Here is a 17,539-nt window from a genome sequence, read left to right on the forward strand (position 1 = left end):
CAACGTAATCCGCTTTGCGGTTAATTGAAATGGAAAAAGTATGAAGAACTGGAAAACGCTGCTGCTCGGTGTCGCTATGGTTGCGAATACCAGCTTCGCGGCCCCCCAGGTTGTTGATAAGGTCGCCGCTGTGGTTAACAACGGCGTCGTGCTCGAAAGCGACGTTGACGGTTTGATGAAATCTGTGAAGCTCAATTCGGGTGAAGCAGGTCAGCAACTCCCGGATGACGCTACCCTGCGCCATCAGATCCTGGAACGTCTGATCATGGATCAGATTGTCCTGCAAATGGGTCAGAAAATGGGTGTGAAGGTCACTGACGAGCAGCTCGATCAGGCCATTGCTAACATCGCGAAGCAGAACAACATGAGCCTGGACCAGATGCGCAGCCGTCTGGCCTATGATGGCATCAGCTATGCAACGTACCGTAATCAGATCCGTAAAGAGATGCTGATTTCGGAAGTGCGCAACAATGAAGTCCGTCGTCGCGTCACGATCCTGCCTCAGGAAGTGGACGCGCTGGCAAAACAGGTGGGTAACCAGAACGACGCCAGCACCGAACTGAACCTGAGCCACATTCTGATCCCGCTGCCAGAGAACCCAACCTCCGACCAGGCTGCGGAAGCTGAAAGCCAGGCGCGTTCGATTGTCGAGCAGGCACGTAACGGCGGTGACTTTGGCAAACTGGCCATCACCTACTCCGCTGACCAACAGGCGCTGAAAGGCGGCCAGATGGGCTGGGGACGTATCCAGGAGCTGCCTTCCATCTTTGCCCAGGCGCTGAGCACGGCGAAGAAAGGTGACATCGTGGGTCCCATCCGTTCAGGCGTGGGCTTCCACATCCTGAAAGTGAACGATCTGCGCGGTCAGAGTCAGAACATTTCGGTTACCGAAGTTCACGCTCGCCATATTCTCCTCAAGCCGTCACCTATCATGACTGACGATCAGGCGCGCGTGAAACTGCAACAGATTGCTGCAGACATCAAGAGCGGAAAAACCTCGTTTGCGAATGCCGCGAAAGAGTTCTCTCAGGATCCCGGCTCTGCTAATCAGGGCGGCGATCTGGGCTGGGCGGCCGCAGATATCTACGATCCTGCGTTCCGTGACGCACTGATGAAGCTGAACAAAGGCCAGATGAGCGCCCCGGTGCACTCCTCCTTCGGCTGGCATCTGATCGAACTGTTGGATACCCGCAATGTTGATAAAACGGACGCGGCGCAGAAAGACAGAGCCTACCGCATGCTGTTTAACCGTAAGTTCTCTGAAGAAGCAGCAACCTGGATGCAGGAACAACGCGCCAGCGCTTATGTGAAAGTACTGAGCAACTAATGAAACAGCATCGTGTTGTGATCACTCCCGGCGAACCTGCCGGGATTGGGCCTGACCTCGTTGTCCAGCTCGCCCAGCGCAGCTGGCCGGTGGAACTGGTTGTCTGCGCTGATGCAACACTGTTACAAGACCGGGCAACGCTGCTCGGTCTGCCTTTAACGCTCATCCCCTACGTTGAAGGCCAGCAGCCTGCACCACAGCAAGCCGGCACGCTTACGCTTCTTCCTGTTCCACTTCGTACTCCCGTCATCCCGGGTCAGATCAGTACCGAAAACGGCCACTATGTTGTAGAGACGCTGGCGCGTGCCTGCGACGGTTGCCTGAAGGGCGAATTTGCCGCCCTGATCACCGGTCCCGTGCACAAAGGCGTTATCAACGAGGCGGGGATACCGTTTACCGGGCACACGGAGTTCTTTGAAGAGCGCTCGCACAGCCCGAAAGTGGTTATGATGCTGGCGACAGAAGCAATGCGCGTTGCCCTCGTGACGACCCATTTGCCCATCAGGGCCATTCCGGATGCCATTACTCCGTCTCTTTTACGGGAGATCATCGGGATCCTGCATCACGACCTGCAAACCAAATTCGGCATCAAACAGCCGCATGTGCTGGTCTGCGGGCTGAACCCGCACGCCGGTGAAGGCGGACATATGGGTACCGAAGAGATTGACACCATTATTCCGGTGCTTGAAGAAATGCGGGCAAAAGGGATGAACTTAAGCGGGCCGTTGCCTGCCGATACCCTTTTCCAGCCAAAATACCTGGATAATGCGGACGCCGTGCTCGCGATGTACCACGATCAAGGCCTGCCCGTGCTAAAATACCAGGGCTTTGGCCGCGGGGTGAATATCACCCTCGGTTTACCTTTTATTCGAACGTCCGTTGACCACGGTACTGCGCTGGATCTGGCAGGCCAGGGGAAAGCGGATGTCGGCAGTTTTATTACGGCGCTTAATCTCGCCATCAAAATGATTGTTAATACTCAATGACTAATCGAGTCCATCAGGGCCACTTAGCCCGAAAACGCTTCGGGCAAAACTTCCTCAACGATCAGTTCGTGATCGACAGTATCGTGTCTGCCATTAATCCGCAGAAAGGTCAGGCTATGGTCGAAATCGGCCCGGGTCTTGCCGCTCTGACTGAACCCGTAGGCGAACGCCTGGACGAACTGACCGTTATCGAACTCGATCGCGATCTCGCCGCACGCCTGCAAACTCATCCGTTCCTGGGGCCAAAGCTGACGATTTATCAGCAGGATGCCATGACCATGAACTTTGGTGAGCTGTCGGAAAAAATGGGCCAACCGCTGCGCGTGTTCGGTAACCTGCCGTACAACATTTCCACACCGCTAATGTTCCACCTGTTTAGCTATACTGATGCCATTGCCGACATGCACTTCATGTTGCAAAAAGAGGTGGTTAACCGTCTGGTTGCAGGGCCGAACAGTAAAGCGTATGGTCGTTTGAGCGTGATGGCGCAATATTTCTGCAACGTGATCCCGGTGCTCGAAGTACCGCCAACCGCCTTTACGCCGCCACCAAAAGTGGACTCTGCGGTAGTGCGTCTTGTACCGCATAAAATAATGCCGTACCCGGTGAAAGACCTGCGCGTGCTAAGCCGCATTACTACGGAAGCCTTTAACCAGCGCCGTAAAACGATCCGTAACAGCCTGGGCAATCTGTTTACCGTTGAAGTGCTGACTGAGTTGGGTATTGACCCGGCAATGCGTGCAGAAAATATTTCCGTAGAACAGTACTGCAAGCTGGCTAATTACATCAGCGAAAATGCGCCGCCGAAGGAGAGTTAAGCCATGATTGATTCGCCCCGCGTATGTGTCCATGTACAAAGCGTTTATGTTGAATCCCAGTCCTCACCGGATGAAGAACGTTTTGTCTTCGCTTACACCGTGACCATTCGCAATCTGGGGCGGATGCCTGTGCAACTGCTTGGGCGCTACTGGCTTATCACCAATGGCAACGGTCGCGAAATCGAAGTTCAGGGTGAAGGTGTGGTTGGTGAACAGCCCCACATCGACCCTGGCGAAGAGTATCAATATACCAGCGGTGCCGTGATCGAAACGCCGCTGGGCACCATGCAGGGCCATTACGAAATGGTCGACGTCGATGGCAATGTGTTCCGCGTTGCTATTCCTGTGTTCCGTCTCGCCGTTACAACACTCATTCATTAATCTAATGTCTACATATCTGATTGGCGACGTTCACGGTTGCTACGATGAACTGATCGCATTGTTAAAACAGGTCGACTTTACGCCTGGACAAGATACGCTCTGGCTGACGGGCGATTTAGTGGCGCGTGGCCCTGGCTCGCTGGACGTTCTACGCTTCGTCAAATCACTGGGCGACAGCGTGCGCATGGTACTGGGCAACCACGATCTGCATTTGCTGGCCGTCTTTGCCGGGATCAGTCGCAACAAACCCAAAGATCGTCTCTCGCCTTTGCTGGATGCCCCGGACGCGGATGTTCTCATCAACTGGCTACGCCGCCAGCCGCTGCTGCAGATCGATGAAGAGAAAAAACTGGTCATGGCGCATGCCGGGATCACCCCTCAGTGGGATCTTGAGACGGCGAAAACCTGTGCGCGTGACGTTGAAGCGGTGCTGGCAAGCGACTCGTATCCTTTCTTCCTCGACGCGATGTACGGCGATATGCCGAATCACTGGAGCGAAGACCTTAGCGGTCTGGCCCGCCTGCGCTTTATTACGAACGCTTTCACCCGCATGCGTTTTTGCTTCCCGAACGGGCAGCTAGATATGTATTGCAAAGAGACACCGGAAAGCGCCCCTGCGCCTCTTAAACCGTGGTTTGCCATTCCCGGTCCGGTGACCAACGCCTATAACGTGGTGTTTGGCCACTGGGCGTCGCTTGAAGGAAAAGGCACACCGGAGGGGATCTACGGTCTCGATACCGGCTGCTGCTGGGGTGGAGAGTTAACCTGCTTGCGCTGGGAAGATAAAACGTACTTTGTTCAGCCATCCAACCGACAGCTGGACTTAGGGGAAGACGAGGCCGTTGCCTCCTGATGAGGATTTCCCTCCCCCAGACGGGAGAGGGACATTCACTTAGCGACGTTCCAGAATTTCGAAGCAGTAGCTGTGGGAGTTCTGCGCATCCGCGTCGTGGAATTCACTGAAGACAGATTCCCACTCATCAGGATCGTAGTCCGGGAAATGCGTATCCCCTTCCACTTCAGCATCAATGTGGGTCAGATACAGCTTCTGTGCTTTAGGCAGGAACTGTTCGTACACACGCCCACCGCCAATCACCATGATCTCCTCGGCATTACCGCATGCGGCAATGGCCTCGTCTACGGACTTCACCCATTCGACGCGATCGTCAGTGCCAGGCTGGCTACTGATAACGATATTTTTACGGCCCGGTAATGGACGACCAATCGACTCCCAGGTCAGGCGGCCCATCACTACCGGCTTGTTTAACGTAGTACGTTTAAACCATGCGAGATCGGCAGGCAGGTTCCACGGCATGGCATTTTCCATACCGATAACACGGTCCACCGCCAGCGCTGCAATCAGACTGATCATTGAAAATTTCCCGGATGCAAAAAATTGCCGCCACTATACGGAAAGCTTAATCTTTCGTCGACTGGCGGCTGAGTAAAGATAGAGAAATTTTTTAATATTGCTGGCAACTCCACTTCACGCGGAAGGTTTACTCTCCGGTTCGTCCGCCGGATCGCCGGTATGCTTGCCCTCTTCCGTGCCCTGCCAGCCGTGACGCTGGATAAGCGACAGGTGATTGCGGTCCTCGTTAATGATTTCCGTCAGCATCGCGCTGGTGCGTTTAAACACCGCTGCACGCTCGGTGGCTGTGCTGCCCGCCATCGCCACCATCTCTTCCACCATCTCGGTGTTAAAGCGGCGGAACAGGTCCGCACGTTCACGTGCTTCATAGGCCCCTAGCCCCAGATTTTCCAGCGCCATCCGGCCAGACTTGAGCGCACCTTCGAACGTTTCACGCTCTGGCGCCTCCACCCCTGCCTGACGCAGCCGGATGTAGTGATCCACATCGCGGGCGCGAGAGATAATGGTCAGCTCGGGGAAGTGTTCCTTGACCAGCTCCACCATCTGCATGCTGGTCTCCGGATCGTCGATTGCGTTAATCAACACTTCGGCTTTCGCCGCCCCGGCGGACTCCAGAAGATCGACACGCGTTGCATCCCCGTAAAACACTTTCATGTCGAATTTCCGCAGGGTCTCAACATGGTCGGGATCGTGGTCGAGGATCACCATTTTGACCCCGCTCGACAACAGCAAACGGCCCACGATCTGCCCGAAGCGACCAAACCCGGCGATGATCACCCGTGGCTGCTCCTCGTCGATCTCGTCGGCTTCGCGTTCTTGCTCGCTCCCCGTTTTTTCCAGACGCGCCAGCACCACCAGCAGAACAGGCGTTGCGGCCATCGACAGTGCGACGGCAAGCGTCAGCGCTTTCGCCCACTCAGCATCCAGTACGTTGGCCATCTGCGCCGCGCCAAAGACCACGAATGCAAACTCACTCCCCTGCCCCAGCAGTACGGCAAACCAACGACGCTGCTTGTTGGGCACCGTTAATGGACGCGCTATCAGCCACAGCATGCCCATCTTAATGACCAGGAAACCGACCAGCAGGATGAGGATCCGCAGCGGATGCGTTACCAGCGTGCCAAAGTCGATAGACATCCCAACGCCGATGAAAAACAGCCCCAGCAATAATCCCTTAAACGGCTCGATATCACTTTCCAGCGCATGGCGATATTCAGAGCTGGCCAGCAGCACCCCTGCCAGGAACGCCCCCATAGCCATCGATAGGCCGGCTTCCTCGAGCAGCAAACCAAAGCCAAACACCAGGAACAGCGCAACGGCACTGAAAACTTCACGCAGGCCGGAGCGAGCGACAAAGCGCAGCAGTGGTCGGGTCACGTAGCGGCCAAGCAGAATAACCAGCGCCAGGGCACCAACCACTTTCAGCGCAGAAAGCGCAAAAGCCCCCATGGTCGTTGAAGCACCGCTTGCGGCCAGCAGCGGGATCATCGCCACCAGCGGGATGGCGGCAATATCCTGGAACAGCAGCACCGAAAACGCGCTGCGCCCCATCTGAGAGACCGTCAGGTTACGCTCGTTCATTGCCTGCATGGCAATGGCCGTTGAGGAGAGTGCCAGCGTCAGGCCGATGAGTGTCGCAACTTTCCAGTCCATGCCCAGCAGGATACAGAACCCACCCAGCAGCAGACCACAGGCCACCATCTGCAACGCTCCCCCACCAAATACCGAAGCGCGCAGTTTCCATAACCGCCGGGGATCCAGCTCCAGGCCAATTACAAACAGCATCAGCACGACGCCGATCTCAGCAAAATGGAGAATCGCCTCGGCATCGGTCACCAGACGGAAGCCCCACGGTCCAATGACACAGCCGGCAATCAGGTAACCCAGCACCGAACCCAGCCCCAGACGTACCGCCACGGGCACAATCAGCGCAGCCGCGCCGAGGTAAATCAGCGCCTGTATCAGCGTATGGCTATCCATTGTTCGCCTCCTGCCACTCAAGTAACCGTTGTTTATAATGGCGTGCCTGCGCCTGCAACGTCTCATCATCGCAAACGAACGTACAGTGCATCGCAAAAGGAGGGAGCCAGTTCAGCCCACAATAGAGCGCCGTCGCCTGCAGCGGCTGTGACAGCACCTCAAAGCCCGGGAAAGCACCAATATCGAAGTGGCTTTCTCCCCCGCCGGTGGTCACGGCCCACATCAGGCTTTTGCCTTTAAGCGCGTGACCGTTGTGGCCATACGCCCAGCCGTGGGAAAAGACTTTATCGATCCACAGTTTGAGGAGCGGAGGGGTGCTGTACCATTGCATCGGATGCTGCCAGATAATTAAATCGGCACGAGAGAGCGCCTCCTGTTCGGCGGCGATATCGATATTAAAATCGGGATAAAGTTGATAGAGGGAACGTATCTCTACGTTATCAAGCGTCCTTACCTGCTCAAGCATCCGTTTATTTGCATGCGAGTGATGCGGATACGGATGTGCGTAAATTATCAGAATCATTAATTAGCCTGTTGTTTTACTGCCTTCTTTTACCAAAAGAGTGTAGTCAGTAATTCAACAGGCTAATAGTGAATATTATTGACGGGCTAACGTCAGAAATCTGAACTAGTTATCCAGTTCGCCCATGGATTTCACCTGGTCACGGTTGATCTGTTCAGTTTGACCCGTTTCGGCGTTTTTATAGGAAACCAGACCGGTGTCATCATCGACCTGCGGCTTACCGTCAGTCACTATCGTACGGCCATCCGTGGTTTTTACTGCCTGATTAGATGAACAGCCCGCAACGGTAAACATGGCGGTGGCAGCCAGAACGGACGCGATCAGAAGTTTATTTTGCATGGTGTTTTCCCCTGCTCTCAGTTGAATTTCGTTATCGACCTAACCATTTTAGGCTAACTGACTGAATGCGGTTGGAAAACCAGAAGGTTCTGAAGGTGGGAATAATACCCGGCAGCGAATACTGCCGGGTATGTTGGCTTACTTGTTAATCTGGGCGTGCATTTCCTGAACGGAAATCACCTTCTCGGTGGCATCAGCGTTCAGTGCCATCGCGGTGGCGAAACCACCGTTCAGGGTAGTGTCGTAATGCACTTTGTACTGCAGCGCGCTGCGGCGAATCAGCTTGGAGTCTTCAATCGCCTGACGACCTGCGGTGGTGTTAATGATGTAGGTGTATTCGCCATTCTTGATGCGATCCTGAATGTGCGGACGACCTTCATGCACCTTGTTCACCAGACGCGGATTAATGCCCGCTTCACCCAGCACAATGGCCGTGCCGTGGGTTGCATCCAGCTCGAAGCCCTGTTTCAGCAGCTTAGCCGCCAGGTCAACCACGCGCTCTTTATCGCCTTCGCGAACAGAGAGCAGCGCACGGCCAGATTTTTTCATGGTGGAGTTACTGCCTAACTGCGCCTTCGCGAACGCTTCTGCGAAGGTGCGGCCCACGCCCATCACTTCCCCGGTAGAACGCATTTCTGGCCCTAACAGCGGGTCGACGCCCGGGAATTTGTTGAACGGCAGTACCACTTCTTTCACCGAGTAGTACGGTGGGATAATTTCTTTCGTCACGCCCTGCTGTGCCAGCGTCTGGCCCGCCATCACGCGCGCCGCCACTTTCGCCAGCGGAACACCGGTAGCTTTAGAGACGAACGGTACGGTACGTGCTGCACGCGGGTTCACTTCAATCAGGTAGACTTCGTTGTCTTTGACAGCGAACTGGACGTTCATCAGACCGCGAACCTGCAGTTCGAAGGCCAGCTTCTGCACCTGCTGGCGCATCACGTCCTGAATTTCCTGGCTCAGGGTGTACGCTGGCAGGGAACATGCGGAGTCACCGGAGTGAACGCCTGCCTGTTCGATGTGCTCCATGATACCGCCAATCAGCACCATTTCGCCGTCACAGATGGCATCCACATCCACTTCAACGGCATCGTCGAGGAAGCGGTCGAGCAGAACCGGCGCATCGTTGGACACGCTCACTGCCGTCTGGAAGTAGCGACGCAGGTCAGCTTCGTCGTAGACGATTTCCATCGCGCGGCCGCCCAGCACGTACGAAGGACGTACCACCAGCGGGTAGCCAATCTCTTTCGCCTTCTCAACAGCCATCTCGATAGCGGTGACGGTGGCATTGGCCGGCTGTTTCAGCTTCAGACGGTCAACCGCCTGCTGGAAACGTTCACGGTCTTCTGCACGGTCGATTGCATCCGGGCTGGTACCGATTACCGGCACACCAGCGGCTTCCAGCGCGCGCGCCAGTTTCAGTGGGGTCTGGCCACCGTATTGCACGATAACGCCTTTAGGCTTCTCGATACGCACGATTTCCAGCACATCTTCCAGCGTTACCGGCTCAAAGTAGAGGCGGTCGGAGGTATCGTAGTCGGTCGACACGGTTTCCGGGTTACAGTTGACCATGATGGTCTCGTAACCGTCTTCGCGCAGTGCCAGGGAGGCGTGAACGCAGCAGTAGTCAAACTCGATGCCCTGGCCGATACGGTTAGGACCGCCGCCCAGCACCATAATCTTGTCGCGGTCGACGGACGGATTCGCTTCACACTCATCTTCATACGTGGAGTACATGTAAGCGGTGTCGGTCGCGAACTCCGCTGCACAGGTATCCACGCGTTTGTAGACCGGGTGCAAGTCATACTGGTCACGCAGCTTGCGGATTTCCGCTTCACGTACGCCCGCCAGTTTGGCCAGACGCGCATCGGCGAAGCCTTTACGCTTCAGTACGCGCAGGAAGTCAGCGTCCAGGCCATTGATGCCCAGGTCCGCGACTCTTTCTTCCAGACGTACCAGCTCTTCAATCTGCACCAGGAACCAGCGGTCGATGTTGGTCAGGTTGAACACGCCATCAACAGAGAGGCCCGCACGGAACGCATCGGCGATGTACCAGATACGCTCTGCGCCTGCGTCTTTCAGCTCGCGGCGAATTTTGGTCAGCGCTTCAGGGTCTTCCAGGCTCACTTTCGGGTCAAAACCCGTGGCTCCCACTTCCAGGCCGCGCAGCGCTTTCTGCAGGGATTCCTGCTGAGTACGCCCAATCGCCATCACTTCGCCAACAGATTTCATCTGCGTGGTCAGACGGTCGTTTGCGCCAGCGAACTTCTCGAAGTTAAAGCGAGGGATCTTGGTCACGACGTAGTCGATGGACGGCTCGAAGGACGCTGGAGTGCGGCCACCGGTGATGTCGTTCATCAGCTCATCGAGGGTATATCCCACCGCCAGTTTCGCGGCCACTTTCGCAATCGGGAAGCCGGTGGCTTTCGAGGCCAGCGCGGAGGAACGAGAAACACGCGGGTTCATTTCGATAACAATCAGGCGACCGTTTTTCGGGTTCACGGCAAACTGAACGTTAGAGCCACCCGTCTCTACGCCGATTTCACGCAGTACCGCCATCGAGGCGTTACGCATGATTTGATACTCTTTGTCGGTCAGCGTCTGGGCTGGCGCTACGGTGATGGAGTCGCCGGTGTGGATACCCATCGCATCGAAGTTTTCGATGGAGCAGACGATGATGCAGTTGTCGTTTTTATCACGCACCACTTCCATCTCGTACTCTTTCCAGCCAATCAGCGATTCATCAATCAGCAGCTCTTTGGTGGGGGAGAGATCCAGACCGCGTTCACAAATCTCTTCGAACTCTTCGCGGTTGTAGGCGATACCGCCGCCGGTGCCACCCATGGTGAAGGATGGACGGATGATGCACGGATAACCAACGTCAGCCGCCACAGCCAGCGCTTCTTCCATGGTATGTGCGATACCGGAACGCGCGGTGTCGAGGCCGATTTTCTTCATCGCCACGTCGAAGCGACGACGGTCTTCAGCTTTATCAATGGCATCGGCTGTCGCACCAATCATGGTCACGCCGAACTCTTCCAGCACGCCCTGACGCTCCAGCTCCAGCGCGCAGTTCAGCGCCGTCTGGCCGCCCATGGTAGGCAGAACCGCGTCCGGACGCTCTTTTTCGATGATTTTGCGTACCACTTCCCAGTGAATCGGCTCGATGTAGGTTGCATCCGCCATTTCCGGGTCGGTCATGATGGTGGCCGGGTTAGAGTTCACCAGGATAACGCGGTAACCCTCTTCGCGCAGGGCTTTACACGCCTGGGCACCGGAGTAGTCGAATTCGCAGGCCTGGCCGATCACAATCGGGCCAGCGCCAAGGATCAGGATGCTTTTTATGTCTGTACGTTTTGGCATGGTCTTCTCGGCTCCTGATTATTTAGCGGTCTTACGGTATTGCTCAATAAGTTCGATGAAGTGATCGAACAGCGGCGCGGCATCGTGCGGGCCCGGGCTGGCTTCAGGGTGACCCTGGAAGCTGAACGCTGGCTTATCGGTACGATGAATCCCCTGCAGGGTGCCATCGAACAGAGACTTGTGGGTCACGCGCAGGTTAGCCGGCATTGACGCCTCATCCACTGCGAAGCCGTGGTTCTGTGCCGTAATCATTACCGTGTTGTTATCGATATCTTTCACCGGGTGGTTCCCACCGTGGTGACCGAACTTCATCTTCACGGTGTTGGCACCGCTCGCCAGCGCCAGCAGCTGATGACCCAGACAGATGCCGAATACCGGGATATCGGTTTCCAGGAAGGATTTAATGGCGTCGATAGCGTAATCGCACGGTGCCGGGTCGCCAGGACCGTTGGACAGGAAGATACCGTCCGGATTCATCTTCAGTACCTCTTCAGCAGAGGTTTTCGCCGGGACAACCGTCAGGCGGCAGCCGCGGTCGACCAGCATACGCAGGATGTTGCGCTTGGCACCAAAATCGTACGCCACCACGTGGAATGGCAGGTCGCTCTCTTTTTTCGCTTCCGGCAGGTCTCCCGCCAGCGTCCAGCTTCCCTGCGTCCAGCTATAGGCTTCTGCTGTGGTCACTTCTTTCGCCAGGTCCATGCCGTTCAGACCCGGGAAAGCTTTCGCTTTTTCCAGCGCCAGGGCTGCATCGAGGTTATCTCCTGCGATGATACAACCGTTTTGTGCACCCTTCTCGCGCAGCAGACGCGTCAGCTTACGGGTATCGATATCAGCAATCGCCACGATGTTATGGCGCTTCAGGTAGGAAGAGAGGTCCTCGGTATTGCGGTAGTTGCTGGCAATCAGCGGCAGGTCGCGAATGACCAGGCCTTGCGCATGTACCTGAGAGGATTCTTCGTCAGCAGCATTGGTGCCGACATTGCCGATATGAGGATAAGTAAGAGTAACGATTTGGCGAGAATAGGAAGGATCAGTGAGGATTTCTTGATAACCGGTCATTGAAGTATTGAAAACGACTTCCCCAACCGCCGAACCCGTTGCCCCTATGGCCCGACCGATAAACTGGGTTCCGTCTTCCAGAACCAATAGCGCTGACTTAATCAAAACACCCTCCAGAGAATATTCACTCACTTTATCTGCATATTAATTCATAACCGCGTCATGAATCAATGCAAATGTGTTGCCAGCGGATTTTTGGCAAACGGCGGCATTCTGGGGATTTGGTGGCTAAAAGTCAACTTAAAACGGAGATTTGTCATATTCTTTTGCGAGCCTGAGAGAGCCAGGAGAGCTTAAGCGGCAAAAAGATCAGGTAAATCACTGCGGAAAACGCTTGCGCAGCAAGTTTAATGGGAAAGGCCGCTTCGTGGCATCAAAAAGTGGACCAGACGGTCAAAATTTACATCCAGATAACACAAAACACGAAGAAGAGATGAACTTTAGCTTGTAAATTCAGAAAATCATGATGAAAGACATAAAATAAAAGGGCAATAAAATATTGCCCTATGCAATCAAAGCATTACGACTGCAATAACCACATCACGATGGGTAATAACGGTTACAAATTGTTGAGATCGAGCACGTCTCGCATATCAAAAAGACCCTCTTTCTTGCCTTTTAACCACAAGGCGGAGCGTACAGCGCCATTTGCAAACGTCATCCGGCTGGATGCCTTATGCGTAATCTCGACGCGTTCCCCAATATCGGCGAACATCGCCGTATGTTCGCCGACGATATCGCCCGCGCGGACGGTAGCAAAACCAATCGTGCCGGGAACACGTTCACCGGTGTGCCCTTCACGGGTGTAGACCGCGCAGTCTTTCAAATCTTTATCCAGTGCATGAGCAATCGCTTCCCCCATCGCCAGCGCCGTACCGGATGGCGCGTCGACTTTATAACGATGGTGCGCTTCAACAATCTCAATGTCGGTATAACTGCCCATGACCTTCGCTGCCTTCTCCAGCAGCTTCAGCATGACGTTCACCCCCACGCTAAAGTTTGCGGCGAAGACAATCGCAATCTCGTGTGAGGCATCCTGAATGGCCTGCTTCCCGGCATCATCAAAACCGGTGGTGCCGATCACCATTCCTTTACCGTGCTGACGGCAAAATGCCAGATGCGTGAGCGTGCCTTCCGGACGGGTAAAATCGATGAACACATCAAAGTCATTTTTTACCGCCTCCAGGCTGCTCTGCACGGTAACGCCTGTCTTACCCGCGCCCGCCAGCTCACCCGCGTCAGCGCCAAGCAACGATGAGCCGTCACGCTCCAGCGCCGCGCCCAGTGCCACGCCATCCATCTGTAGTGCCGCCTGAATCAGCTGGCGACCCATACGTCCACCCGCGCCCGCAATGGCGACACGGATCTGTGCATCATGCATAGTTATTCTCTTACGTTAAAATGATGTAAACCGTTTTCAGATTAACCAGCCTTTGCAGATGCTGCCAACTGAAAACGACGATAATTAGAATTTAATGATAAACAGGAAGAAATATCAGCAAAAGGCATAATCTTCAGCGAAAACCGCATGATTCGCGGACCACCAGCGCGGGCGGTAAAATAATGCGTTTCGCCGGCTCCCGGTTCCCCTGTATCCGGCTGAAAAGCAACTCGCCGGCCTTACGCCCTATCTCCTTCGCGGCAACGGAGACGGTAGTCAGTGCAGGCTGTACCAGCCCGGCCTCGGTAATATCGTCAAAGCCCACCAGGGCAAAATGGCGTCCCGGCTCGCGCCCCATTTTGCGTAAACACTGCATAACGCCAAGGGCAACAATGTCCTGATAACACACTGCCGCGGTAATCTGCGGATGGTTCATCAACAACGCTTCCGCCACGCGCGCGCCATCACTCTGGCTTGCCTGTGAGGTGACGATCCATTCGGGATTCGGCGTTACACCATACTCCAGTAATTTACTGGTAAATCCGCCAATACGCTGAGCGCGAGACCCCGAATTCAGGCTACCGCCGATAAAGGCAATCTGACGATGCCCCATCCTCAGAAGATGCTCTGTCGCCATTTGGGTGCCAAGGAAGTTATCGGTTCCCACAAAATCAAAGTCCGGATCGTTTAGCGGTCGCACGACCATAATTGCCGGAATATTGCGTCGCTTAAGACCATCGAAAAAGGCCTGCGGGGTTTCTCGCGCGGCACACAGCACCATGCCACAGACGTTGTTACGCATCAGCGAATCCACAAACTTTTGCTGTCGCTCGGACGACTCTTCGCTGTTTGCCAGAAACAGCAGAAGGTCGTGGCGTTCCATCTCATGGCTTAGACCTGCCGTCATTTCGCCATAAAAAGGGTTCGTGATGTCATGCAACAGGAGCCCCACCTGATTACTGCTGCGGTTTCGCAGGTTGGCTGCCGTCTGATTGTAAACATAGCCCGATTCATCCAGCGCCTGAAGTACGCGCTCCCGGGTCCGTTGCGAGATCCGCCCTTTATTACACAGCACCATTGATACGGTGGCGGTTGAAACCCCGGCGCGTTTTGCCACATCAGCCAGCGTGATACCCGTCATGATCGCTCCTTGTCGTTCACATCAGATTAATCGAATAACCTCAATTTTGCACTTTTGCGCGTGAGCCTCTTCACATAATGGCCGCCTTTTCGCCACTTATCGCCAGAACTGGCGGGTTAATCGCGTTAATCACCCTTCCCAAACAAGGTTAATCGAATAACCTTAAGCAACGAAGACGGAGAGAAAAGATGGCAACTTACGATAAATTCCCGGAAGTCGCAGTAGAGGGGTATGACGATTGTGCCTGGCAGGGCTGGGACGCGATTGTGCGCGAGCTTACCCACAGAGCGGGTCAATATACACGAACCGTGCTGGTCATTGACTGCTACCCCGGCGTCAGGCTGGAGGAACTGGAGACAAAACTGCTGCCAGCATTGGGGGCCACGCTGACGCTCAATGCCGAACAGATGCGTCTCGACGAACATGCTTTAAGCGGGTTGCTGGCTCGACATCTCACTGACGACCGCGTCTTCGGCGTGCTCTCCTGCCACCAGCTCGAGGAATTCATCGACCCGGTGAAACGCGAGGCGTTGCAGGCGCAGGTCGAACTGTGCCGCGAAGGGATAATCGTTATTTACGGGCCGGGTGCCGCGCTGGTTAATGCAGGCGATATTCTGGTCTACGCCGATTTACCGCGCTGGGAGATCCAGCAGCGCATGCGCAGCGGTGAACTGGCTAACTGGGGCGCAGCGAACCAACACGAGGATATTCTGCGTCGCTACAAACGCGCCTTTTTCATTGAATGGCGCGTATTCGATCGTCACAAAACCCCGCTGCTACGGCGTACTGATTATCTCCTGGATACCACCCAGGCGGATGATCCGGCGATGGTCGGCGGCGATGCACTGCGCGCCGGGTTGCAACACACCACCCAACGTCCTTTTCGTGTAGTGCCCTTTTTCGACCCCGGCATCTGGGGCGGACAATGGATGAAACAGAAATTCGATCTCGATCCCTCTGCGCCTAACTACGCATGGTGTTTTGACTGCGTGCCCGAGGAAAACAGCCTGTTGCTTCGTTACGGCGCGGTGCGGATCGAGATCCCCTCTCAGGATTTGGTGCTGCTGCACCCCCGGGCGCTGCTGGGTGAAAAAGTGCATGCCCGTTTTGGCGCGGAATTTCCCATCCGCTTTGACCTGCTTGATACCCTCGGCGGGCAGAACCTGAGTTTTCAGGTACATCCGACCACGGAGTACATACAGCAGCATTTTGGTATGCATTACACCCAGGATGAGAGCTATTACATCCTTGAGGCAGAGCCAGGGGCTCAGGTGTATCTGGGGACCCGAACGGGTACCCGGCCCGAAGCGATGATGGACGACCTCAGACGGGCCAGTCGCGGTGAAAAGCCGTTCGACGACGCCCGCTTCGTCAATCATCTTGCGGCGAACAAGCACGATCATTTTTTGATCCCCGCCGGTACGGTTCACTGTTCTGGAGCAGGAACCGTGGTACTTGAGATCAGCGCCACGCCTTACATTTTCACCTTCAAGCTCTGGGACTGGGGACGGCTGGGAATGGATGGGCAGCCCCGCCCGGTTCATCTGGCGCATGGCGAAAAGGTGATCGACTGGCAACGCGATACGAAGTGGGTCGAACAGCATCTTGTGAATCAGTGTGAACCCCTCGGCGAAGGCACCGGCTGGCGCGAAGAGCGGACCGGGCTTCACGAGCGTGAATTCATCGAAACGCGTCGCCACTGGTTCAGTGAACCGGTGACGCACTCCCCCCACGGAGGCGTGAATGTCCTTAATCTTGTTGAAGGTGAAGAGGCGACGGTAGACAGCCCCGGCGGCGCATTCGCCCCGTTCGTCGTGCACTACGCAGAAACGTTTATCGTCCCCGCTGACGCAGGCGAATACCGTATTTCTCCGTCAGGGCCGAGCTGCGGTAAATCCATTGCCACCATTAAAGCCTGGGTAAGAGGTTAACCATGATTCACATTATTGTGGCGACACACGGCCCGCTGGCCACCGCCCTGCTGGAAAGCGGAAAAATGGTGTATGGCGATCTTCCTCATCGACAGGCGGTATGTCTGAACGCACAGGCTGGCATAGCGGGGTTTCGCTGTGATTTCGCTGCGGCATACCACCGCGCAGGTGCGGGCGCAGACGGCATCGTCGTCCTGTGCGATATGCAGAGTGGTACACCGTGGAATGTGGCCTGCGAATACGCGTTTAATCCCCAGACGCATCCGCCGGTCGCCGTGGTGGCAGGAGTCAACTTCCCCATGCTCTTGCTCACCGACGACATTCTGATGGCCCGGGATGTCCATGCCGCCGCCGCGCAGCTCATCGAATTAACGCAGCCCACCCTGGTTCAGGCAAAACGGGTGGAATCCGCCCAGAACGACGATTTCTAAGGAGCTTATATGAGCATTTCGTTTGTACGTATTGACGACCGGGTGATCCACGGGCAGCTCGTCACACGCTGGGCCAAAGAGCTGCCCTGTGATGGCATCGTGGCAATTGACGATGCCGTCGCGGCCGATCCGCTGCTCTCGTCGGTAATGAAAGGCGCGGTGTCAGATACCAGAGTGTGGCTGTTCGATACCCTGACCGCCATCGAAAAGCTGCCGAAAGTGATTGCCAGCGATAAGCGCTACTTCGTGATTGGCAAATCGCCTGCCACCCTGCAACGCCTTGAACAGGCAGGCATAAGCCTGAAGAACGGCAATGGCAAAATTAACGTCGGGCCAATGAGTGCCCGCGCCAACACCATCACCATTGGCCCTAATCAGTCCGTAACGCCAGAGGAGGCAGCAGCCTTTGACTGGCTGACTGAACAGGGGCATGCCATTGAGTTTCGTCTGGTGCCCGATGCCAGTTTTTACAGCTGGCAGGACGCCCGGCAAAAACTGAAATAA

General features: G+C 55.5%; 16 protein-coding genes. 8 read left to right on the top strand and 8 right to left on the bottom strand.

The features are described from left to right. Positions 1–40 precede the first annotated feature (40 nt). The 5 genes from surA to apaH are packed head-to-tail and all read left to right on the top strand — an operon-like array spanning position 41 to position 4,365. Positions 41–1,327 carry a peptidylprolyl isomerase SurA gene (gene surA, locus AC2FAP_RS14145; RefSeq protein WP_014168597.1) on the top strand — a complete coding sequence of 429 codons (1,287 nt, stop codon included), beginning with the start codon at positions 41–43 and terminating at the stop codon, positions 1,325–1,327. Further along, on the top strand, positions 1,327–2,313 hold the full coding sequence (gene pdxA, locus AC2FAP_RS14150) for a 4-hydroxythreonine-4-phosphate dehydrogenase PdxA (protein WP_047356970.1): 987 nt from the start codon (positions 1,327–1,329) through the stop codon (positions 2,311–2,313). The genes surA and pdxA overlap by 1 nt, the downstream gene beginning before the upstream one ends. Then, positions 2,310–3,131, top strand: coding sequence for a 16S rRNA (adenine(1518)-N(6)/adenine(1519)-N(6))-dimethyltransferase RsmA (rsmA, locus tag AC2FAP_RS14155; RefSeq protein WP_014168595.1), 822 nt, complete (start codon positions 2,310–2,312; stop codon positions 3,129–3,131). The genes pdxA and rsmA overlap by 4 nt, the downstream gene beginning before the upstream one ends. A 3-nt stretch (positions 3,132–3,134) precedes the next feature. After that, complete coding sequence (gene apaG, locus AC2FAP_RS14160) at positions 3,135–3,512, top strand: Co2+/Mg2+ efflux protein ApaG (RefSeq protein WP_014168594.1); 378 nt, start codon at positions 3,135–3,137, stop codon at positions 3,510–3,512. Positions 3,513–3,516: 4 nt separating this feature from the next. Next, positions 3,517–4,365 carry a bis(5'-nucleosyl)-tetraphosphatase (symmetrical) ApaH gene (gene apaH, locus AC2FAP_RS14165; RefSeq protein WP_014168593.1) on the top strand — a complete coding sequence of 283 codons (849 nt, stop codon included), beginning with the start codon at positions 3,517–3,519 and terminating at the stop codon, positions 4,363–4,365. Positions 4,366–4,404: 39 nt separating this feature from the next. On the opposite strand, the gene folA is transcribed toward apaH, so the two are convergent. The 8 genes from folA to AC2FAP_RS14205 all read right to left on the bottom strand — a co-directional run bounded on the left by folA (position 4,405) and on the right by AC2FAP_RS14205 (position 14,673). Beyond that, positions 4,405–4,884: a type 3 dihydrofolate reductase gene (gene folA / locus AC2FAP_RS14170; RefSeq protein ID WP_008502023.1), complete on the bottom strand. Its 480-nt coding sequence runs from the start codon at positions 4,882–4,884 to the stop codon at positions 4,405–4,407. 114 nt (positions 4,885–4,998) lie between these two features. Then, a complete protein-coding gene (gene kefC / locus AC2FAP_RS14175) occupies positions 4,999–6,864 on the bottom strand; it encodes a glutathione-regulated potassium-efflux system protein KefC (RefSeq protein ID WP_020882558.1) in 1,866 nt (621 codons plus the stop codon). Continuing rightward, positions 6,857–7,387: a glutathione-regulated potassium-efflux system oxidoreductase KefF gene (gene kefF, locus AC2FAP_RS14180; protein ID WP_020882557.1), complete on the bottom strand. Its 531-nt coding sequence runs from the start codon at positions 7,385–7,387 to the stop codon at positions 6,857–6,859. Before kefF ends, kefC begins: the two co-directional genes overlap by 8 nt. A gap of 105 nt (positions 7,388–7,492) precedes the next feature. Further along, on the bottom strand, positions 7,493–7,726 hold the full coding sequence (locus AC2FAP_RS14185; protein WP_010427047.1) for a YgdI/YgdR family lipoprotein: 234 nt from the start codon (positions 7,724–7,726) through the stop codon (positions 7,493–7,495). 138 nt (positions 7,727–7,864) lie between these two features. Continuing rightward, positions 7,865–11,089 (bottom strand): carbamoyl-phosphate synthase large subunit, encoded by a 3,225-nt coding sequence (gene carB, locus AC2FAP_RS14190; protein ID WP_014168589.1) that lies wholly within the window; start codon positions 11,087–11,089, stop codon positions 7,865–7,867. Between the two features lie 18 nt (positions 11,090–11,107). Further along, positions 11,108–12,256: a glutamine-hydrolyzing carbamoyl-phosphate synthase small subunit gene (carA, locus tag AC2FAP_RS14195; RefSeq protein WP_020882556.1), complete on the bottom strand. Its 1,149-nt coding sequence runs from the start codon at positions 12,254–12,256 to the stop codon at positions 11,108–11,110. Positions 12,257–12,710: 454 nt separating this feature from the next. Continuing rightward, positions 12,711–13,532, bottom strand: a complete 822-nt coding sequence (gene dapB, locus AC2FAP_RS14200; RefSeq protein ID WP_324285203.1) for a 4-hydroxy-tetrahydrodipicolinate reductase — start codon at positions 13,530–13,532, stop codon at positions 12,711–12,713. Between the two features lie 133 nt (positions 13,533–13,665). Beyond that, positions 13,666–14,673: a LacI family DNA-binding transcriptional regulator gene (locus tag AC2FAP_RS14205; protein WP_020882554.1), complete on the bottom strand. Its 1,008-nt coding sequence runs from the start codon at positions 14,671–14,673 to the stop codon at positions 13,666–13,668. Positions 14,674–14,861: 188 nt separating this feature from the next. Between AC2FAP_RS14205 and AC2FAP_RS14210 the strand changes: the two genes are divergently transcribed. The 3 genes from AC2FAP_RS14210 to AC2FAP_RS14220 are packed head-to-tail and all read left to right on the top strand — an operon-like array spanning position 14,862 to position 17,539. Continuing rightward, the gene (locus AC2FAP_RS14210) at positions 14,862–16,604 is read left to right on the top strand and encodes a class I mannose-6-phosphate isomerase (RefSeq protein WP_449541889.1); all 1,743 of its coding nucleotides are present in this window, start codon (positions 14,862–14,864) and stop codon (positions 16,602–16,604) included. Between the two features lie 2 nt (positions 16,605–16,606). Then, a complete protein-coding gene (locus AC2FAP_RS14215) occupies positions 16,607–17,035 on the top strand; it encodes a PTS sugar transporter subunit IIA (protein WP_449541890.1) in 429 nt (142 codons plus the stop codon). A 9-nt stretch (positions 17,036–17,044) separates the two neighbouring features. Continuing rightward, on the top strand, positions 17,045–17,539 hold the full coding sequence (locus AC2FAP_RS14220; RefSeq protein ID WP_449541891.1) for a PTS sugar transporter subunit IIB: 495 nt from the start codon (positions 17,045–17,047) through the stop codon (positions 17,537–17,539).

Source organism: Enterobacter cloacae complex sp. 394I7, assembly GCF_057320345.1.